At 30.9% G+C, this 19,782-nt stretch carries 20 protein-coding genes; 6 read left to right on the top strand and 14 right to left on the bottom strand.

The features are described from left to right. The first annotated feature begins 35 nt into the window (after positions 1-35). Both gldJ and AC23MC_RS02090 read left to right on the top strand, forming a co-directional pair. Positions 36-1,751, top strand: a complete 1,716-nt coding sequence (gene gldJ, locus AC23MC_RS02095; RefSeq protein WP_487566774.1) for a gliding motility lipoprotein GldJ — start codon at positions 36-38, stop codon at positions 1,749-1,751. Positions 1,752-1,819: 68 nt separating this feature from the next. Further along, entirely contained in the window at positions 1,820-3,103 is a 1,284-nt protein-coding gene (locus AC23MC_RS02090; RefSeq protein ID WP_487566773.1) for a UDP-N-acetylmuramoyl-tripeptide--D-alanyl-D-alanine ligase, read from the top strand. A gap of 246 nt (positions 3,104-3,349) precedes the next feature. Here the strand turns inward: AC23MC_RS02090 and AC23MC_RS02085 are convergent, their stop codons facing one another. Then, on the bottom strand, positions 3,350-3,937 hold the full coding sequence (locus AC23MC_RS02085) for an LURP-one-related family protein (protein ID WP_487566772.1): 588 nt from the start codon (positions 3,935-3,937) through the stop codon (positions 3,350-3,352). Between the two features lie 363 nt (positions 3,938-4,300). After that, complete coding sequence (locus tag AC23MC_RS02080; protein WP_288112393.1) at positions 4,301-4,504, bottom strand: hypothetical protein; 204 nt, start codon at positions 4,502-4,504, stop codon at positions 4,301-4,303. Positions 4,505-4,784: 280 nt separating this feature from the next. Between AC23MC_RS02080 and AC23MC_RS02075 the strand changes: the two genes are divergently transcribed. From AC23MC_RS02075 to AC23MC_RS02060, 4 genes are all read left to right on the top strand, one after another. After that, on the top strand, positions 4,785-5,540 hold the full coding sequence (locus AC23MC_RS02075) for a hypothetical protein (RefSeq protein ID WP_487566771.1): 756 nt from the start codon (positions 4,785-4,787) through the stop codon (positions 5,538-5,540). A 3-nt stretch (positions 5,541-5,543) separates the two neighbouring features. Continuing rightward, the gene (locus tag AC23MC_RS02070) at positions 5,544-5,939 is read left to right on the top strand and encodes a DUF5675 family protein (RefSeq protein ID WP_487566770.1); all 396 of its coding nucleotides are present in this window, start codon (positions 5,544-5,546) and stop codon (positions 5,937-5,939) included. 62 nt (positions 5,940-6,001) lie between these two features. Further along, positions 6,002-6,172, top strand: coding sequence for a hypothetical protein (locus AC23MC_RS02065; protein ID WP_487570622.1), 171 nt, complete (start codon positions 6,002-6,004; stop codon positions 6,170-6,172). After that, the gene (locus AC23MC_RS02060) at positions 6,156-6,335 is read left to right on the top strand and encodes a hypothetical protein (RefSeq protein ID WP_487566768.1); all 180 of its coding nucleotides are present in this window, start codon (positions 6,156-6,158) and stop codon (positions 6,333-6,335) included. The genes AC23MC_RS02065 and AC23MC_RS02060 overlap by 17 nt, the downstream gene beginning before the upstream one ends. Before the next feature lie 69 nt (positions 6,336-6,404). Here the strand turns inward: AC23MC_RS02060 and AC23MC_RS02055 are convergent, their stop codons facing one another. The 12 genes from AC23MC_RS02055 to AC23MC_RS02000 form a co-directional block, all read right to left on the bottom strand. Next, positions 6,405-7,538 carry a hypothetical protein gene (locus AC23MC_RS02055; protein ID WP_487566767.1) on the bottom strand — a complete coding sequence of 378 codons (1,134 nt, stop codon included), beginning with the start codon at positions 7,536-7,538 and terminating at the stop codon, positions 6,405-6,407. A gap of 111 nt (positions 7,539-7,649) precedes the next feature. Then, entirely contained in the window at positions 7,650-7,829 is a 180-nt protein-coding gene (locus AC23MC_RS02050; protein WP_333695996.1) for a hypothetical protein, read from the bottom strand. 27 nt (positions 7,830-7,856) lie between these two features. After that, a complete protein-coding gene (locus tag AC23MC_RS02045) occupies positions 7,857-8,279 on the bottom strand; it encodes a DUF6943 family protein (protein WP_487566766.1) in 423 nt (140 codons plus the stop codon). Positions 8,280-9,690: 1,411 nt separating this feature from the next. Continuing rightward, complete coding sequence (locus AC23MC_RS02040; protein ID WP_487566765.1) at positions 9,691-11,484, bottom strand: UvrD-helicase domain-containing protein; 1,794 nt, start codon at positions 11,482-11,484, stop codon at positions 9,691-9,693. Positions 11,485-11,486: 2 nt separating this feature from the next. Further along, a complete protein-coding gene (locus AC23MC_RS02035) occupies positions 11,487-13,631 on the bottom strand; it encodes an ATP-dependent nuclease (RefSeq protein WP_487566764.1) in 2,145 nt (714 codons plus the stop codon). Beyond that, on the bottom strand, positions 13,631-14,407 hold the full coding sequence (locus tag AC23MC_RS02030; protein WP_487566763.1) for a nucleotidyl transferase AbiEii/AbiGii toxin family protein: 777 nt from the start codon (positions 14,405-14,407) through the stop codon (positions 13,631-13,633). The genes AC23MC_RS02035 and AC23MC_RS02030 overlap by 1 nt, the downstream gene beginning before the upstream one ends. Beyond that, positions 14,401-15,393: a MarR family transcriptional regulator gene (locus AC23MC_RS02025; protein WP_487566762.1), complete on the bottom strand. Its 993-nt coding sequence runs from the start codon at positions 15,391-15,393 to the stop codon at positions 14,401-14,403. The genes AC23MC_RS02030 and AC23MC_RS02025 overlap by 7 nt, the downstream gene beginning before the upstream one ends. Before the next feature lie 122 nt (positions 15,394-15,515). After that, positions 15,516-16,271 carry a metallophosphoesterase gene (locus AC23MC_RS02020; RefSeq protein WP_487566761.1) on the bottom strand — a complete coding sequence of 252 codons (756 nt, stop codon included), beginning with the start codon at positions 16,269-16,271 and terminating at the stop codon, positions 15,516-15,518. Between the two features lie 39 nt (positions 16,272-16,310). Continuing rightward, the gene (locus AC23MC_RS02015) at positions 16,311-17,270 is read right to left on the bottom strand and encodes a hypothetical protein (protein WP_487566760.1); all 960 of its coding nucleotides are present in this window, start codon (positions 17,268-17,270) and stop codon (positions 16,311-16,313) included. A 1-nt stretch (position 17,271) separates the two neighbouring features. After that, the gene (locus AC23MC_RS02010) at positions 17,272-18,462 is read right to left on the bottom strand and encodes a toll/interleukin-1 receptor domain-containing protein (protein WP_487566759.1); all 1,191 of its coding nucleotides are present in this window, start codon (positions 18,460-18,462) and stop codon (positions 17,272-17,274) included. After that, positions 18,453-19,229 carry a TIR domain-containing protein gene (locus AC23MC_RS02005; RefSeq protein ID WP_487566758.1) on the bottom strand — a complete coding sequence of 259 codons (777 nt, stop codon included), beginning with the start codon at positions 19,227-19,229 and terminating at the stop codon, positions 18,453-18,455. Before AC23MC_RS02005 ends, AC23MC_RS02010 begins: the two co-directional genes overlap by 10 nt. Before the next feature lie 2 nt (positions 19,230-19,231). Then, positions 19,232-19,780, bottom strand: a complete 549-nt coding sequence (locus tag AC23MC_RS02000) for a toll/interleukin-1 receptor domain-containing protein (RefSeq protein WP_487566757.1) — start codon at positions 19,778-19,780, stop codon at positions 19,232-19,234. Positions 19,781-19,782 lie beyond the last annotated feature (2 nt).

Here is a 19,782-nt window from a genome sequence, read left to right as displayed (position 1 = left end):
ATATTGCGGCTCTAAATTTATTACCTACTTGACGTATGAAAGTAAACAAAATTATGACATTAAGATTGCTATTCGGATTGATAGTGATGTTTGGTTTTACTAGTTGTAGTAAAAATTCAAGCTCAAAAAATTCGTCAACAGCAACCGGTTGGAAAATCAACGATAAAAAAGGTGGTTTTCAGTACGCATCAAACTTCAAAAAGCAAGAAGCTGCCCCTGGTTTAATTGCAATTGAAGGTGGAACTTTTACTATGGGAAAAGTTCAGGACGATGTAATGCATGATTGGAACAACACCCCAAATCAGCAACACGTTCAATCTTTTTTCATGGATGAAAGTGAAGTAACCAACCTTATGTATATGGAATACTTAGATTGGTTAAAAAGAATCTTTGATCCAAATGATGAAAATTACACTAATATTTACAATGGTGCTTTGCCAGATACGTTAGTGTGGAGAAATCGTTTAGGATATAATGAAACAATGACAAATAATTACTTGAGACATCCTGCTTATAAGGATTATCCGGTAGTTGGTGTTAATTGGATTCAAGCGGTTGAATTCTGTAAATGGAGAACAGACCGTGTTAATGAGGATATTTTAGAAAAAAATAAATACCTTAAAAAAGACGCTAAATTGGCTGATGCTACTGCAGAAAAATCATTTAGTACAGAAACTTACATTAATACTCCATCACAAGCTTTTGGTGGCGATGAAGAAATTGTATTAAAAGGTAAAGGCGGTCGTGCAAAAGCAACTACAGGAAAAGACGGTGAAAGTTCTGAAGCTAAAAATGTTTATGCTACTCGTTCTTCCGGACTTATTCAACCAGAATATAGACTACCAACCGAAGCTGAGTGGGAATATGCTGCTGTAGCTAATGTTGGAAACAGAGAATACAATTTATACCAAGGTAAAAAGAAATATCCTTGGAATGGAAGTTATACTCGAACAGGAAAAAGAGAAGTTAAAGGTGATCAATTAGCCAACTTTAAACAAGGAAAAGGTGACTACGGCGGAATTGCAGGATGGTCAGACGATGGTGCAGATATTACGCAAGTAGTTAAATCATATCCTCCAAATGATTTTGGTTTATATGACATGGCAGGTAATGTTAATGAATGGGTTGCCGACGTTTACAGACCAAGAGTAGATGATGAAGCAAATGATTTCAACTACTACAGAGGTAACGTTTACATGAAAAATAAAATTGGTGAAGACGGTAAAGTTGAATTAATTACGTCAGAAAACATCGTTTATGACACATTAGCAAACGGAAAAATTATTGCCAGAAATCTTCCTGGTCAAATTGCACAAGTTCCTGTTGACGAAAAAGAAACCTATTTAAGACAAAATTTCGACAAAAGTGACAATAGAAACTACCGTGATGGTGACAAACAATCAATCCGTTTCTATAAGTTTGGATCTGAAGAAGAAGGTGATAATACAGTAAGTGAGAAAAATAAAATGTATGATTCTCCAAAGCACGAAGTTTCTGTTGATAGTGCTTCTTCTGAAATGGTTAGAAAATATGACAAATCTTCAAAAAGAACTACACTTATTGATGATAACGTGAGAGTTTATAAAGGAGGTTCTTGGAGAGATAGAGCATATTGGTTAGATCCAGCTCAAAGAAGATTCTTCCCACAAGACATTTCAACAGATGATATCGGATTCCGTTGTGCAATGTCTAAAGTTGGACCAAAATCAAACAAGAAAACGGCTAAAGGAAAACCAAAATCAACACGATAATTTTCCTTTGTCAAACCATACAAAAAGCCCTTTTTAGGGCTTTTTATTTTTAAAATACTTTTTGTTTTATGGAAATTGCTCAAATTCATGCTCGTTTTTTAAACTGTTCTTCCGTTTCAATTGATACCAGAAAAATTGAAAAAAATTCTTTTTTCATAGCTCTTAAAGGAGCAAGTTTCGATGCAAATACGTTTGCCAAAGAGGCTTTGGAAAAAGGAGCTTCATATGTATTGATTGATAATGAACAATATTATTTGAATGAAAAAACCATTCTCGTTTCAGATTGTTTAGAAACTTTACAAGAACTTGCGAAATATCACAGAAAGCAATTAAATTTACCAATCATCGCCTTAACGGGAAGTAATGGTAAAACAACTACCAAGGAACTTTTTCAAGTTGTTCTATCCAAAAAATACAATACCAAAGCCACGCTAGGAAACTTAAATAATCATATAGGCGTTCCGCTGACTTTACTTTCTTTTACAAAAGAAACCGAAATCGGAATTGTAGAAATGGGAGCCAATCACCAAAAAGAAATTGCTTTTTTGTGTGAAATCGCTCAACCCGATTATGGTTACATCACCAACTTTGGCAAAGCACATTTAGAAGGTTTCGGTGGAGTAGAAGGTGTCATCAAAGGAAAATCAGAGATGTATGATTACTTGTCTGAACACAACAAAAAAGTATTTGTAAACCTTGATGATTCAATTCAATTATCAAAAACATCTAAAATTGAAAAAATTACTTTCAGCACTTCAAAACCGGAAAGTTTTGTTTTTATTGATAAAGTTGAATCAAATCCATTCGTAAAAGTTTTTTTCCAAGAAATAGAAATTCAATCCAATTTAATTGGACATTACAACGCTACCAATATCATTGCAGCCATTACAGTGGGACATTTCTTTAAAGTGGCAAATAGTGAGATAAAGCAATCGTTGGAAAGTTATCAACCAGATAACAACCGCTCGCAGATTATCATTAAAAACAGTAACGAAATCATTCTAGATGCTTACAACGCCAATCCGAGCAGTATGGAAGTTGCTTTGCAAAATTTTATTCATTTACAAAAAGATTCAAAAATTGCTATACTTGGTGATATGTTTGAACTAGGTAATGAAAGTACTAAAGAACACAAAAACATTGTTCAAAAACTCAGAACAGAGGCAAACTTCAATTGTTACCTAATCGGAAAAGAATTTTTTGCTGTTAAAGAAAATCATCAATTCTTGAATTTCTTTCCAACTTTTGATGCATTTGCAGAATATCTAAAAAGCAATCCTTTTCAAAATTCTTTCTTACTTATCAAAGGTTCCCGCGGAATGGCTTTGGAAAGAACTCTTCAATACATTTAAATTAATTTTGGGCGTGACCCTCCGACAAGCTACGGGTCGGGCTTTTCGCTGCAAGTCCTCGCCCAAAACACCATTTTCTAAGGTCTCAAAAGAGCTCCCTTTGGTCGCTTTTTGAGTCTAAGAAAATTGGTGTTTTTTGCTGCGGACTTTTCGCTTCATTCCCTCACGCGGGTATTGTGCTACTAAGAAAAAACCGTCTCAAAATTGCTTTCAAGACGGTCAGTTCATATACTATTTATAAAAAAATTATTCTTTAAAAACCATATCAATACACATTACAGATGCCACAATTAAAGACCGTATAGCATCATCTTGTGGAACATGATTGAATATTTCCAGTACATAATTATCTGCACTTGTGAAAAATTCTTTTCCTATCCCAGACCATTTTTTTGATACATGAGCTAATTCTCTGTTGTCTTTTGTGAATTTAAAATCCCATCCGGTCCATTTTCCCTGAAGAGTACATAAATGTCTATCGTTTGCATCATGAATTTCAAATTTGCCCCCAAAAGAGAAAAACTTTTGTTTAAAAACGCCAATTAATTTATCAGACTCATCGAAAATTTCAACATCTGAACGAAAAACTGTAAACCCTCGCTTTACTGAAATCATTTTTTTTCCTTGATTGTCACAAATAACCACATGGAAAGGCGTCATTCTTTTATAATCTGTAAATCGAAATAGTTTTGTAAAAAAACCCAAATTTGGTTCACGACAAGTCATAAGTTGTGAGCCATTGTCAGGATTAAAAACATCAAAGTTGTTGGATGCTTTGAACATTCCAACATGCTCTTTAATTAGGTAAATATTTCTGTTTAAAATTGAATTCATTAGGATGTATTTAATAAGTATTTTTTAACTTAAGTTTTATTCTTTTGTAAAAAGAAACGAACTGTTTACTTGTTGTTTTTAAATAAAAAAAACTCCCTAATTACTTAAGGAGTTTTTGGTGGGCGATGAGGGTTCAAAACCTTACTCCCAATCCCTTGATATATAATAAAATATAAACTTTAAAAACTGCTTGGTCTCGATAATGCTCCTTTTTTGGGATGCAATTATTCCTAAATCTTAATAGTGTAAAGTTAATAAATAATGAGGTATTTAGCAAATTAATCTAAACCAAAAAATGAACTAGTTATAATTAAATTCGAGAGTTTTTTAAGAAAAGTTATTCTAGTTTATCTTTTCAAAATACTATCCAAAAATGAGCGGTTCTACTTGTTCAATTTTCAAACCTGTGTATTGACAGAACTCTTCAATTGTTACTAATTCATTATCAAGTTTGTTGTTACTTTTCTTGATTGCTTTTAATATCCTGGTGCTTTGTCTGTAACTCTTGCCTGTGATTCGTTCAATGTCTTTTGGATAGATACATATTCTTTTCGTTATCGCTTTCATACTTTATCTATGCCTTTGATTAGGCTTTGACTACCTTCTGACTCGCAGAAAATCTTCTGCAATTTACTTATATTTTTTTAAACTGATATAGTGTGTTTTTATGCTCATTATGGACACTTGTGTCGATTTTGGACATATGGTACACTACCTATTTTTTCTTTGGTAAAATGTGATGTAATCTTTGTTATGATCATTTAAAACTGTTGCAACAAAATTTAGAATGATGGAGTCGTGAGAGGTTTGTGAAAGCAAACCAAATGTTGAATTAAATTTTGAAGTTATGGCTAGACAAAAAGGCATAATTAAATTGAAAGGTACTATCGGAGATATTACCTTTTACAAAACTCAAGATGGGCATTTAGCGAGAGAAAAAGGTGGAATTGACGCTAATAGAATCGCGAGTGACCCAGCGTTTCAGAGAACGCGTGAAAATGGTGCTGAGTTTGGACGTGCTGGAAAAGCCGGAAAGATTTTGAGAACTTCATTGAGAGCTTTGCTTTTGAATTCTGCGGATAGCAGAATGGTGAGCCGATTGACTCAACGAATGATGAAAGTTATTCAAGCTGATGCTGTGAGTGAAAGAGGTTTGAGAAATGTGATTGACGGCGAGGCAGAATTACTAACCGGTTTTGAGTTTAACATTCGTGGGAAACTTGGTACCAGTTTGTATGCTCCATTTGTTGGTGCAATTGACCGTGTGACGGGAGAAATATCTGTTACGTTGGCACCTTTTGTTCCAGCAAACATGATTGCTGCACCATCTGGAACCACACATTTTAAAGTCATTTCAGCGGGAGCGGAAGTTGATTTTGAAGCTGAAACGTTTGTGGTTGAGAACTCTGAAACTGCTATTTTACCATGGAATGCTGTTCCAACAGTAGCTATTAACCAAGTGAATACTGTTACGCCAAACAGTACTAAGCCTTTGTTTTTGGCTCTTGGTTTAGAGTTTTATCAGGAAGTGAATGGACAAATGTATCCGTTGAAAAATGGTGCGTTTAATCCGCTTTCCTTGGTGCAAGTTAGCGGCTTGTAGAAGATGGTTTTAGTACTGTCAAGAACTTATTTCCCTGAAGGAACAAATGGTAAACTCGAATGCGAAGGTAAATTGATTTGTAACACAATTGAATTACCGTGGAAGATGAACGAAACGAAGGTTTCCTGCATTCCGGAAGGGAAATATTTTATTAGAAAGCGATACAGTGCCAAATACAAATGGCATTTGGAAGTAAAGGATGTTCCAAATAGAAAATTTATTCTTTTTCATCCTGCTAACCATGCTAAAAAGGAATTGCAAGGCTGTATTGCTCCTGTTACAAAACTTTCTGGTCCTGGACTTGGTTTGATGTCTCGAATAGCTTTTGAAAAGCTTAAAAGAATTGTTTATCAAGCATTGGATAAAAATGAAAGTGTCGAATTAATTGTTCAATCCTAGAAATTACGATTATGAATAAAATTGTAGAGAGAGCGACCGCTCCCACACCAAAGTTTTTTAAAGTGCTTCGAACTATTGGATTGGTATTGGCCACTGTTAGTACTGCTGTTTTAACTGCACCAGTTTCTCTGCCAGTAATTGTGACAACCGTTGGTGGTTATGTAGCTGTTGCTGGTGGTGTTATTTCAGCAGTTAGTCAGTTGACTGTAGAGAAGAATGAACAGCCACAGTAATTCAACTTTAGTTGGAACTGCCGGAGGTACTTTTTTGAGTATGCTACCCAATTTGAACTCAGAAGATTTGATAAAAACAGTTATTTTAGCAACTGTTGGAGCTGTGGTGAGTTTTTCAATTTCGGTGTTGCTCAAATACCTCTGTAGGAAGCACAAAAAATAAGTTTAACTCTCGTTGTGGTGACCTTTGGGTTAAACAAAATGAAAGTCAGGTCGTGAGACCTGGCTTTTTTTAATTTTCGTAAATTATATGCATTGAAAGCTTTAATAAAATTAAAATCCTTGCATATATCTCATTACAACTTTCTATATATTCCGTAAAATTAACAACTGTTGTTGTTGAGCTAGATTTTCCTGTAATTAAAATAATTTTCTGATTATCTTTATCTATTTTAGAAGATCTATGATGTGTTCCGTTTCTGTAAGCTGGATAATAATAATCTCCTAAATCTTTTAGATTTGGATTATTTAAAAAATTCGTTGTTTTACCCGCTTTATCAATTGATAAGTAATTACTAAAAGTAAATCCTTGTGTATTAAATAATTTATAATCGTTTCTTTCTTTCAAATTATTTAAAGCTGTTGGTATATATAAAAGATTTCCGTAGACTTCGTAAAAGTTCCCATAAATCATTTCTATTTTCTTCCATGAAATATTTGATGATAATCCAATTGTTGACTTGTTACATTTTTGAGCTAATAATGTAATCAATAATTCCTCTCTTGCTTCAAAATAATCGAGTAAAGCATCAAAAAGCACTAAAATTATATCCTCTTCTTCATTAATTAAGAATGTTTTAAATTCATTATAATTTGGATTTGATTTTATAGCTTCATATTCAATAAAGAGATTTTCATAAATTTTTTCCCATTTCCCCACGACAAAATCATCAATACAATTAACAACATCAGATAATATTTTTCTTTTTATAATCTCGTTGTCAGTTTCATTAAATCTTCTCTGAAGTTGATTATATTTTTTATCTTTTAATAGTCTAAAATTAAGTGATAAAATTTGCCATCGTTTAAAATAATAGTCAATACTGTATTGATATTCTTTAAATAAAAATAAATCATCCTCTTTTGTCATAAATTCAATTGAAGGAAAATATTGAGGATCATTAATTCTTCCCTCTTCAATAACTATTTCTGGATGAAGATTTTTAATAATACCGTCGTGCTCTTTGTTAGTTATTACTAATCCTCCAATAATTGATTTTCTTTTCTCATCATATCCAATTTCAAGATCAGAAGAACATGTATCACAAAAAAAATTCACTCGCTGTGGAAACTGATTTCCAATATTATATCTTAAAATATATTTTTCTTCACATGTATTACATATTGCATATATTCTGTTTATCATATATTGATTTTTTACAAATATAAGATTTAATATTCTTAAGGATTTTCACAAATTTATTTCTTTATTTTAGTAAATAATTAAGCCAAGTCGGAAGACCTGGCTTTTTTAGTTTTAGACTTCACCAAATTGATTGATTACAACCTCAACAATTACTACTTCGGAATTATACCAATACAAATCGTTGTATTTTGCGTAATCTAAGGCTTTTGTTCTACTATCAAAAGCACCAAATAATACTCTTGATTCTTTTGATTTCCAACTGTCGGTTTGAAATAATAAAAAAATGCTCATAGGATTGATTTTAAAGGTTAACTAAGATTATTTTTTGCAATAGCGATATAAAATGACTCTTCTTAAATCATTGATTAAATTGATGTTTTCGTGAAATTGCTTTTCTTTTTGTTCTAACATTTTAAGAGCTGCTACATTTTTTTTGTGTTGTTCAAAATCGGTCGTCATTTCATTTGCTTTAAGGTTTAGGTTTTTAGCAAAGTCATTGATTCGGATGTATGGAATTACGGAACCGATAAGGAATTGATGCCAAAATTTTACTCTCCATAAGCTTTTGCAGATGGATTCCATGTTTTCGCAATCTTCTGAACATTGGAAAATGATAACAAAGCAATTCGGGCAGGGTTCATCTAAAGGTTTGCCTGTGTTTAACCCTTTGTTTAGGATGAAAAAATGAGGATTTGCGTATTTTACTCCGTTTTGGTGGTGCTTCATTTTAAAATTTATCATATCGTGGCTTTTAAGGATTTATCGACTGGACACACTTTTTCATTAAAATTTTTCAAAAGAAAAAAAGAAAAAAAAAGAAAGCACTCTCGTCAAGTGGAGGGTTTCAAAAAAGCAAGTTTTTTTTAAAAAATACTACTACCCCAATTCGTCCTTTGGAAGTCGGAATTTGTTACTTGTTGGATAAGTTGTTTTGAAAACGTATGGGTGGTGGAGATTTTTTAAAAAACCCGCAGGGCTTGAACTTGCTTTTTTGCAAACCCGGAACTTACCTTTGCTCTCTTTTTTTTATTTTTTTGCTTTCGGAGCAAGATTTTTCTTTGGAAGTCGGATTTTTTTGTTTCGGAGTCGGGGTCGTCTTGCAGGGGTTTCAAATTTTGGGGCTGGACAAAAAACAAAAGACAATTATAAACGCTTTTGACCGGAACCGAAATTTGAAACTCTTGCTGCACTGTTTGATTTTTTGTGGTGCTTGAACGTGAAAGTATGCAGTAGCAGTGTCCGTTAGCAGTGTTTTGCTATTGAAAATGGGAAGCACCTCAAAAAAACAATGCAAATACTACCAAGTGCGTTGGCAGTAGCGAAAGCAAGTGTGTGGTTTTTTGATTTGTTTGCACTGCCTTTCTGATTGCTTTTTTGGGTGCTGATGCTACACTTGTCTTTAAATAGAAAGGCTTGAAGTTTGAATGATTTTCTTAGAAATTCTAAAAGCATCAGCAACCGGAAAGCAATTACTATTTCATGTTCTGACAAATCAAAAAACCATACTCTTGCTGGGCAATTTTATCTTTTGAGGGTGCTTGATAGTGTTCAGTATTCAGATTATAGTGTTCAGTTGTTTCGGAGATGGGAAGCACCTTCAAAAGATAATGCAAACACTACCGCTTTAAACACACAGCTGATAAACACAATTGATGAATTTCCTGCGAAGTGATGATTTTCTTTTTAGCAGATACGTTCTTATGAAAACACGAAGTAAGACCCGCGAAGCCACGAGTTTTTGGTAGCTGGGTGATGCGAGGAAAGCTGCCAAAAATGTGTGGCTGGAGCGGGGCTTTCGAGCGGGGGGTGAGCGGCTTTTTTACATAATGTTATTATAGGGCAATGTACCATCTTGTTTTGGAGCACCATTTTCTTTATTGCCCTATAATGCCACATTATGTAACTAAGCTTTGGGAAAAGTTTTTGTTGCCTTGCACTATTTATCTATCGGAGTGATTCACTTCTGGCATACAAAAACTTTTTTGAGCGTTGGGAGGGAATGGCAGTAGGAAACTAAAACTTCTTTTTACCACTAAACGAAAAAATACTCTTGTGATTAAAAATGAAATTAGCGAAATGAAGCAAACAAAGAACCGGCTTTAGGAATACTTGGAATAAAGACGGTTTTTGTGCAGTCTGAATGAGATAATTTTTAATCGTATTTAAAAGTATATTCTAATAAATGTGATGTAGGTAATTTACCAGTTGGATTATAATAAGCATGAACATCTCTACCTCTTTCTGAAATAAGATGTAAATTCTTTCTTGCTCTTGATGCTAAAACATAAAGCATTTTTTTGGAGTTAATGATACCGTTGTTATCCGTAAAGTGAGGTACATAATCATTTAAAAGAGCGAATCCAATCATTGTATCATACTCTTCACCTTTAACTCCGTGAATTGTTGAAACAGTTATACCTTCTCTTTGTTTGAATACTTTCCTAAAGTTTTCTATACTACCAATAAACTCATTTCCCTCTTTTACTAATCTCTCTATTCGTTTTTCAGAACTATTAAAAAATGAATCATAATGTTCCTGAAGTGTTGTAAATAATTTTATTTCGATTTTTAATACACTACAAATTTTTGCAAATACTAGTTTTAAATATTCTAATCCATTTTCCTCATCAAAAGAAATAGAATTGCATAACTTTAAGAAGCTTTTATTTGAAATTGATACGTCAACTCCAGCATTGTATAAATCCTCTAATATTTCTCTACTCCATCGAAGTCTTTTAATATACAAATTAGGAGAAGGTTCTGTCAAAACAATTTTAGAAAGTTTATACCAAAAATTATCTATATCTCTTGAGAAAGGAGCCATTCCTGGTCCGTCAAAGCTGTAGTCTGGTAACTTAATCATTAGATTTCGAGTTAAACTTGCAAGATGAATCCATTGCGGTGCTGCAATGCATATTTCGTTTGGAGAAATTCCTTTTTCATTTATATTATGAAGAATAAGCCTTACTATTTCATCAACTAGGTTTTCTCGTTCAATTGTTTGATTAAATGTTATAATACTATTATATTCTTTATTTTTCCCTGATGGAATAATTGAATTATCGTAAGTTTTATAATAATCAAAATAATTTATAATTTTTGTTGATGATCTATAATTTTGAGATAAAGAATATTCTTTTAAAGGAAATTTCATTAACGCTTCTAGATCAACTTTACTCATTGGAAAACCTCCTAATGACTCGTAGATTGATTGGTTTGGGTCTCCAACAATTAAAACTTTTGAATTGCCATTATTAGCAGATAAAATTGAAGAAATAATATCATATTGAATCTCTTTTGTGTCTTGGTATTCATCAATGAGGATAAACGGAAATATTTTTGATAAAATGTTATTAATAATTTTATTCTCTTTCAACAACTTATCGGAATAAAATAAGATTTGCTCAAAATCAATTTGATTGTTATTTTTTAAGATTTCAAAATACTTTAAAAGAATTGATTCGACAATAGTCCTTTTTGCTTCGTTACTTGATGTTAGAAAGTATTGCCCTTTTTTAGCAATAAAACTACAATCATAATAAGTTACTTTTTGAGCTTTATAAGGTTCACATAAAGTTGAAATGATTTCTTCAGATTCATGAGAATTTAAAACTCGAAAACCATTTTTAAGTTCTTTTAGGTATAATGAATATGGTCTTAAAACCCATTCTAAACAGAAAGAATGAATTGTACCAATCCAAAGTTGTCTGATATCTACACCAAGTAATTCAACTCGTTCTTTTATCTCATCAGCCGCAGCGTTTGTGTAAGTGATTGCTATTATATATTCTTTTTCAGATTTTAATCTTGAAAGCTCATAAGCTATTTTATAAGTTAGCGTCCTAGTTTTTCCACTTCCGGGACAAGCTATTAGTATAATACTGTTTTCTTCATAAATAGCATCTTCTTGTTCGGTATTTAAATCTCCTTTATTCCAAATAAACATAATTATAGTAAGTAATAAAGGTTAAGAAAAGAGATTATTTGGTCATCAGGAGTTACTTTTTTTATAGCATTAATTATGTCTAAAGGTTGAACTTTACCATTACGGAATTCTTTAAGTATTTTATTTACTTCTGTATAATCAAGTTTGTCATCGTCCTTGAAATTTACATCAATTCTGTATTTGATTAAATCAGACATTAATTCTACACTAAAAGTTGATTTTGCGTAAATGATTGATTCGATTATATAGTTTGGAATAATTGTATCTTTAGTTATGTGCTTACCCAGCATTATAGCAAACCAACCTTTTCCCTCTTGTTTTGCCATAGTTAAAACACGTTTCCCATAAACAGCAACTTCATCAGAATCTAACTCTTTTTTAGCTAATTCTACAGTCGGTGGATCAATATAAATATCTTCAATAATTTGTTTTACTTCCCAAGAATTACCAGCTTTAACAAAATCTACTTCGAAAGTGTGGATAGCATAAAATACTTCTAACCAATCATTATTTAGAATAAAAGCATCTAATTTTGCTTTCCTTTCAATTCCCGATTTGCTTGAATTTTCAACCTTCTTCTTATAAGATTGTAATTTATCCGAATCACCATCAATTATAGTTGTGTCAAGTATCGCACTATCTAAATCTGTCAAAATACTACATTTTCTTTTTATTCTATCGTCATGAAATAACTGAGCTACATTCTGAAATCCTGTACTTCTAATGTTAATTAAACTTATTCCAAGTTCATCTAGACTTACACCAAAAACTTTTTTAACCATTAGCGGCAAAAGAATTTCTTCTGCATCGCCTTCAATTAAAATAACTCCTTTCGCAAAAAGTAAATTGCTTCTGACTGCGTCTAAATATCTTTGTAACTCATTAATATTTTCTGGTAAAAGTCCAGTTGATGGTTGATATACTTCTGCATAATTCTGCTTTTTCGACAAGATATTTATATTAGCAACGTTACTAACCTCAGAAATGTGTGTCGAATGCGTTGAATAAATAATCTGTGTATCACCGTAATCAAGATTTTCAAAAAGTGTTTTTTGGATATGTGTATGAATATGTGCTTCAGGTTCTTCTATGATTAGAAAATTTGCAAATGTTTCTTTTGACTTTTGATATTTGTATTCTAATAACTTTAATGTAAGGAAAATTAAATTGGCACCTCCTAGACTTAATTCATGAATGCCTCCTTCATAATCTTCACCGGGTTCACCAATAAATAATTTTAATGATTGTAAAAGTTTGTCGGCTTCGTCAGATAAGCTAGATTTTATTAATAGAGATGAAGGAGAATAAGTTTCCCCAACAGCATCCTTTATAGTCTCTTTGATATCATCCCTTATCGTTTGGACATCGGGTAACGTTTCAATACTATTATTCAATTCTTTGACTAGTTGACTTATTGGTTCAAATTCTGATTCTTTTATTTCGCCACTTTTATTTTTCAAAAGAGTCAAAAGTGGATTAGTTCTATTATTATGAAAATCAGAAACTACATCACGCAACGCTTGAATAAAAGTAAAAGAGATTTCTTTCGCAACAGATAGTTGATGTGGAATTTTTATACCAAACTTAGAATTATCAATATTGAAATTAAATTTTACATTATCAAAATCACCGACTAGTTCTTTATAAACTTCTACATCATTAAAATCAGCAGTACTCTTTCCTGTAAAAAAAGTTTCATAATGATCATTGACATTAATAGAATCAAGTAAAGTTTGAAGACCAGATTTATCTCCTTCTTTAAGCTCTGAAAGTTTTAAACGGATATCAGCTTTAGGTCTAAAGAATAAATTATATGTTGCTTTTTTTACTCTATTTTCAACATCAACAACACCTGATCCGTGAATAAATAAAGCCTGTATTGCTTCATCATCAGTAATTTCATCAAACTCCATACTAATTATAATCCAATGACCTCTCCAATCACCAATACTTCTATTGAAATCATTCTCATTTAATTTATAAGCAAATTGGTATGATGCATCTTCCAAAAGCAATCTCATTGCTCTGAATAAATTTGTTTTTCCACAACCATTTTCTCCAATGATAGTATTGATGCCTTTATTGAATTTGAAATTTGCATTTGCGAAATTTCTATAATTTACTAATGATACTTTTGATATGTACATTATATTTCTTTTGATATATTAAACGCTCCAATCATTAACCTAAACAACTCTTTTACATCTACATTTCCAGCGTTCATTTCTTTGAAAACCTGCTTGTCTGGTAAATCATTTTTTACAGCTTCAGCAAAATTGAATATGTCAGTTTTAATGCTTTGTGGAATTGTAAAGTTATCTTCTGGAGTTAGCAATAACACTAGTCTAAAAACATCTAATTTGTGTTTTCTTAATTGACGTTCGTCCACTTTTTCTCCATTTTCCTTCCGAGTTTTATAATCCAAGAATGCTTTGGCTTTTAATCCTATTAGAGCTTCTGTATTGGCTAAGTGGATTTCGTTTTCCAATTGGCTGTGCTCAATGGTAAAGTTGTAGTAATCATCATCCATTAATATGGCCGATAGACTAGAAATTTCAGTGTCAACAGGAATTGGAGTTAAGTGTGTTCCTTCCCCCAAATCTAATAAGTCCGGTACTCTTGAAAACAATTCGACTTGAAAAGGATATTCTTCTACCTGTGGTTTTTGAAAACGATAGTATTTTCGATCTTCTTCACTTTTCTCTCTTACGTCATAATTTCCCTGTTTTATGAATTCCCAAAAGTGCGTGACAAATTCAGGGCTTAATGCTTCTATTACTAAAATAATGTCAATGTCTTTTGTTGCTCTTGGTGTTAAACCAACATTATCGATAACAATGTCACATGCAGTTCCTCCGATGATTATATAATTATCTGTGAAATCTTTAAAATGTTGTCTGAAAATTTCTAAACCTCTTACCATATGTATTTTTCAATTATTTGGTCTAACGCCATATCTGTTCTTTCATCAATAAATCCTTCTTTTAAACTAATATATAAAGACAATGGATCTACATTATTTTTGCTTGTTATTCCTTTTGCGATTAGCTCCGGATTGTATTTCCAAACTTCTAAAGCATAGTTTCCACTTTCATTATTTAGATTTACTAGTTGATTTGTTTTTTCTAACTCATAGAATTTGTTTTTTTCTATGGCAAAATACTCCAATCTACTTGGGTTCATGTCGCTGTATTCCTCCAATGCCGTAGTATTAGAACAAAACATTTTTACTTTAGGTTTTTCATCTACATAGACTGTTTTAAAGACTGGATTTATAAGATGTTTTTCTATACTTTTCCAAAGTTTTTGTACATCGTTTTCAAACACAATATTTTTTTCTTTTGTTCCAACGACTTCAACAATAGCTAATCTTTTCAAATTTTCTATTGCTTTTGATATACCCATTTGTGTGTATTGGAATTTTTCTGCCAATTCTTTAAATGTGTATTGACCTAAATCGTCGTCTTTATGCAGTATTTGATATAGTAAAATTAATTGTGATGATGGAAGTAACAAGAGCTCTTTTTGAAATGCCTTATCCTTATTAAAATCTTGAATATCTATAAGTAATTCGGTTAGAAACATTTGTTTTCCCGGGACAATAAAGCTAATCTTTTGGTCAATAAGCCTTTTTCTATTTATAGCTGTAATGTCTTCGGTAACTATTATAATTCTTTTTTCTAACACCTTTTGTATTGCGATTACTTGCTGTCTCAATTGAGCTGCGTTAAAGGCATCTTCTTTATTAACCTGTACTAAAATTAATTCGTGGTTGTGTAAATGAGTTACATAAAAATTAAAATTGTTTTGGAAAATGAATGGTAATTTATTGATATAATCTTTTGATAACTCTTTTATTTCAAGGTCTTTTCCTAGAATTTGATGGATATATTCTTTTAATTTTTCCATAATAAACTAATAATTGCTATAATAAACTTAATTGGTTTATTATACAAATATAGGTTTATTATATTAAATATCAATTTATTAATGGATAAAATACATTAAACTATGTATAAATATAAATTTGTTTATATTTCAATGTAAGCTTTATAGTTAAAACCAACATTCTCATTGTACTTAATATAGCCTAATTGATTGGTGACTAATTTGGCATTATCTATCTGGAAATCATTACTATTGGAATGATGATGTCCATAAATCCAAAAATTAATACTGTTATCTTCAATCAATTCCGTTAAGTTTGATGCAAAAGCTTCGTTGATTTTACTGTTGAGATATTTTTCAGGATAATTTACAAAACTAGGTGCATGGTGAGTAACAACAACCGTTTTATTATCGGATGTTTCATTTAGAGCATTTTGTATAAATTCTAAGCTCTCTTTATGCAGTAAATTATAATCATCAACATTGAATAAGCGATCATTGTATTTAATTACTTTAAAATCAGAAAGACTTTGTTGGATGAGCCAACGCTTACTTTCTGAAATATTTGACCAAAGTGTAGAAAATATCAAATTAATACCAGGTACTTCTTTAACACAATTATTTACTAAAAAGATGTTCTCTCTAATTTTTGTATCTAAAAATCTGCTACTATCAACATTATAGTAATAATATTCGTGGTTTCCGGGAATCCAATAAGTAGTTTTAAAATTTCGTGAAATGTAATTGAAGAAATCTTGGTGATTATCTATTATTTTAAATGGTACAATATCTCCCGCCAAAATAAGAATATCAGCTATTGGTTCTATTGGATTATTAAGAATGTGTTCTTTGTTGTCAGGGAACTCAAGATGAAGGTCAGAACAATATTGGATTTTCATAGTTAATGTTAAATTTTGCTTGATAAGACATTTGCAGCCTTAACTCAAAGATTTCTTCAACCCCTTTAATACTAAATATATTATTTCATGAAGATGGATAGTTTCAAACAATCTTAGATTTTCACTTTCACTTAATCCATTATTTTTACTCAATTTTTTTAAAGAATAAGTGTTAATGAATTTTAAGTTCTCACTGTAATCAATCTTTGTAATGTCTTCTTTAGAATTATAAAAATCAATAAACTTGTCATATTCAGAATTTTGATTTCTTTGCCATTCTTCTGATAATTCCTCTGGTTGCTCATTCTTTAAAGCATCAATAATAGACTGAGTTATGCCTCCGAATGCACCAATTAAATATGTTGGTTTGTCTGATTTTAAAGATAACAATGCTTCTTCTAGTAAACCTGGATATTTTCCTTTGAAATTACTTTTTCTACCACCCATGAAAATTCTAGCATGATTATTATCAGTCATTTGATTTCTCATTTTTGTCAAACACTCTGACCAAATAAATAAGTTGTCATTTCCAATTGGTGGATAAAATTCATTTTTATTTAAGTTTAATTCATCAGGAGGTGAAACTTTATTAACTTTTACTCCATTTTTGATAAAGTCTAGATTTTGCTTTTCCTGTATATTCAAGTATATGGGGAAACTAAAATAATTTTCATAATACTTTTTATTGTCTTTGTGAGGAGTATATTGTTTTACAATTTCTGAAAACAAAAATGTATACCCTTCCGACCTTAAGTCTCCACCATACAATAATGTTGCACCATTAATAATTAAATATCTAGTTAGTTCTAAAATTGTATCTTGCTGATGGATTTTGGAAAACCCAAGCTCTTCTAAATTTTCACTTTCACTGATTGAAATTGCGATTTTTTTATTAGTGAAAAGGAATTTTTTAGATTTTATTTCATCTCTTTCTTCAATGACTTCATTTACTAGAAATTCTTCAAAATCTTCGGGTTTATTTTTATCGTTATTTATCATACTAAATGTAATTTGGTAGTTGAACCGGTGTTAAAAATTTGATTTTACTATCAACATCGTTGAGTAAATTTATTTCTTCAATTCCTAAAGGTGGCTCAGGATATAAAACAACTAAATCTTTTGTTTCTTTAATATTCTCAAATTTGTATTTTTCAATATCAATATAATTGAATAGTTCAGGTGCTTTTGGTAAAATTATACAATAGTTTTTTGTATCTATTTCATACATTTTTTTACAATATTCAAGTAATACTTTGTTATAACTAATTTGAATTACTTGGATTAATGTATCATTTATTATATCTTCAATATTATCGTCCCATATCAACGAGGGAACATTTCCTAGATATGGAAAGCTTCTAGTTTCTCCTTTTTTGATACTTTGAACACATAAAATAGGACAGCCAAACCTCTTAGAAACTATTACTTCTCTTCTGCACCATTCTCTATTTGAATATTCATCTGTATTGAAGATAATAATGGCTGAATTGTCTATGTTTTTGTTAATTTGTTCTTCAAAATCATGACCATCTGCAATATCATTAGTATCAAAAAAGGTATCTAATTTAGTATAGCTTTCTAAATAATCTCTAAATTTTTTAGCCAAATCTTCGCCATCTTTTTTTGCATGGCTTAAAAACAGTTTTACAGGAGCATCATCAGTTTTCTTGGTATTATAAACTTCTTTTTCATTCTTTAATTGTCTAGCAACGTCATGTAACAAACGTGATTTTATAAGTTTCCATTTGTTATTAAAAATGTCACTATCTGTTACTCCGTTAACTTCATTTGCTCTGATAAATTGTATTTTGCTTAAACCAGCTTGGTCAATATAATAGGAATAATCAGAAAATGCAATTGGAAATACTCTAGTATTATCAGGTAGGTTTTTAACTAATTCTTGTATATAATTTCTCCAATGATCATCATTAACCATCTTTTCATCAACTAATATAACAACTGAATTTTTATAAGACTCTTCAAAGTTAATTGCTATCGGAATAGTGTTATTAGATTTTGACTTACTTCTGAAGTAAACAGGAATATTAATTGCTCTTGCCAGAGGAGATTTTAATTCCCTACAAAAGGTTGAAAAAATATTTTCAGCATATAATTTTCCTTCAATAAATTCTGGATGCCAAATTACATAAATTGAAAATGGACTTGTGAAATTGTTTTTTTTTATTGACATAAATCTTTTGTTAACTGTAATATTCCTTTATTAACTATCTTTTCTGAATTTTCTCTATTTGAGAATGCTTGCTCAATATACTGTTGTAATAAATATCTATCCTCAGTCCAATCCTTAAGAATGGCATAACCTGATTTAAAATTTTCAATGAACCTCTCAGGATACTCATCTTCATCATAGTAATCGGAATTATAATCCGGGTGTGAAGGAAGCCTTATCCCTAATATTCCGGAATATTTATCACCAACTCTAAGATCTAAAGCTCCATAAATTTCCCAATCAATATGCTTTCTACATTTTGTTTTAGGACCAAGCAAAACTACTAGTACGGTTACATCATTCAAATATCCTTGTTGAATAAGTTGCTTTATGTATCCATCACTATTATCTGAATTTATATCACCATCATTTACAGATTTATTAATAATTAAATCAGAAAACCTATTTTCAAACTCTATTCTTTTATCTTCATCGTCATTATGATAAAAACTAACAAATGTTTTATGCTTTTGAATATTTTTTGGTATTGAAATATTCCATGTAAAAATATTCCCATTATAAAAGAACTTTTTTCCTTTACTCCATTGTCCACCACTGTTTTTATCAATGCTGTATATGTCATATCCGTTTAAAATAATTGAAACTAACCAGCTTCTATCTTTTTGACCTAAATCAGTTAAAATTCTTCCATCCCATGAATGAGCAATAACATTGTCAATTAATTGCCTAGAATTTTCAAATGAAAGTTTTGAAATTAAATACTCCATAATTATAAATTATTTTCTAAAATTGTAGCTAATGGGTGATAAAATGAAGAGTAGGTTTTTATTCTACTTTGGTTTTCTAGAGCATATTCTGATTGACCTGTTATCTGTGTTATTAAACTATTAAGTGATTTTATACCTCTTACCACATGAACTGTTTTTAAATAATCAGGTAATTCATTTGAAGCAATTCCTTTGATTGTAATTGCACCTTGAATCGTTTTTTCATTACCATAACCTATTTCCCAAGGTACCCATTTTGAGTACAATGTATTCTTTGATATTACGCATAGCATGTGTGAACTCATTTTTATTCCTTTTTTTATTAAGTCAACAACACCTGTCGGATTGTTTGTTTGTCTATGTATTTTCAAATCTCTATCATATTCATCAAAATAAACGTCAATACCGGCATTAATTAAATAGTCAGCTATTTTTTTACAATATTGGGTATCTGACTTTTGATGACTTATAAATACACATTTGACATTTAAAGCTAAATTTACAGTTGATTTAAATTCATTTGAAGGTAAAGCTCGATTAATTCCTATCATTT

It is taken from the genome of Flavobacterium sp. T50_26, assembly GCF_057652995.1.
The sequence above is the reverse complement of the archived record's forward strand: the minus strand, read 5'-3'. Positions and strand labels throughout refer to the sequence as shown.

What these genes read in the sequence shown, in the direction of transcription:
- gldJ (WP_487566774.1), top strand. Translation starts at nt 36, where the DNA reads ATGAAAGTAAACAAAATTATGACATTAAGATTGCTATTCGGATTGATA.
- AC23MC_RS02090 (WP_487566773.1), top strand. Translation starts at nt 1,820, where the DNA reads ATGGAAATTGCTCAAATTCATGCTCGTTTTTTAAACTGTTCTTCCGTT.
- AC23MC_RS02085 (WP_487566772.1), bottom strand. Translation starts at nt 3,937, where the DNA reads ATGAATTCAATTTTAAACAGAAATATTTACCTAATTAAAGAGCATGTT.
- AC23MC_RS02080 (WP_288112393.1), bottom strand. Translation starts at nt 4,504, where the DNA reads ATGAAAGCGATAACGAAAAGAATATGTATCTATCCAAAAGACATTGAA.
- AC23MC_RS02075 (WP_487566771.1), top strand. Translation starts at nt 4,785, where the DNA reads ATGGCTAGACAAAAAGGCATAATTAAATTGAAAGGTACTATCGGAGAT.
- AC23MC_RS02070 (WP_487566770.1), top strand. Translation starts at nt 5,544, where the DNA reads ATGGTTTTAGTACTGTCAAGAACTTATTTCCCTGAAGGAACAAATGGT.
- AC23MC_RS02060 (WP_487566768.1), top strand. Translation starts at nt 6,156, where the DNA reads ATGAACAGCCACAGTAATTCAACTTTAGTTGGAACTGCCGGAGGTACT.
- AC23MC_RS02055 (WP_487566767.1), bottom strand. Translation starts at nt 7,538, where the DNA reads ATGATAAACAGAATATATGCAATATGTAATACATGTGAAGAAAAATAT.
- AC23MC_RS02050 (WP_333695996.1), bottom strand. Translation starts at nt 7,829, where the DNA reads ATGAGCATTTTTTTATTATTTCAAACCGACAGTTGGAAATCAAAAGAA.
- AC23MC_RS02045 (WP_487566766.1), bottom strand. Translation starts at nt 8,279, where the DNA reads ATGATAAATTTTAAAATGAAGCACCACCAAAACGGAGTAAAATACGCA.
- AC23MC_RS02040 (WP_487566765.1), bottom strand. Translation starts at nt 11,484, where the DNA reads ATGTTTATTTGGAATAAAGGAGATTTAAATACCGAACAAGAAGATGCT.
- AC23MC_RS02035 (WP_487566764.1), bottom strand. Translation starts at nt 13,631, where the DNA reads ATGTACATATCAAAAGTATCATTAGTAAATTATAGAAATTTCGCAAAT.
- AC23MC_RS02030 (WP_487566763.1), bottom strand. Translation starts at nt 14,407, where the DNA reads ATGGTAAGAGGTTTAGAAATTTTCAGACAACATTTTAAAGATTTCACA.
- AC23MC_RS02025 (WP_487566762.1), bottom strand. Translation starts at nt 15,393, where the DNA reads ATGGAAAAATTAAAAGAATATATCCATCAAATTCTAGGAAAAGACCTT.
- AC23MC_RS02020 (WP_487566761.1), bottom strand. Translation starts at nt 16,271, where the DNA reads ATGAAAATCCAATATTGTTCTGACCTTCATCTTGAGTTCCCTGACAAC.
- AC23MC_RS02015 (WP_487566760.1), bottom strand. Translation starts at nt 17,270, where the DNA reads ATGATAAATAACGATAAAAATAAACCCGAAGATTTTGAAGAATTTCTA.
- AC23MC_RS02010 (WP_487566759.1), bottom strand. Translation starts at nt 18,462, where the DNA reads ATGTCAATAAAAAAAAACAATTTCACAAGTCCATTTTCAATTTATGTA.
- AC23MC_RS02005 (WP_487566758.1), bottom strand. Translation starts at nt 19,229, where the DNA reads ATGGAGTATTTAATTTCAAAACTTTCATTTGAAAATTCTAGGCAATTA.
- AC23MC_RS02000 (WP_487566757.1), bottom strand. Translation starts at nt 19,780, where the DNA reads ATGATAGGAATTAATCGAGCTTTACCTTCAAATGAATTTAAATCAACT.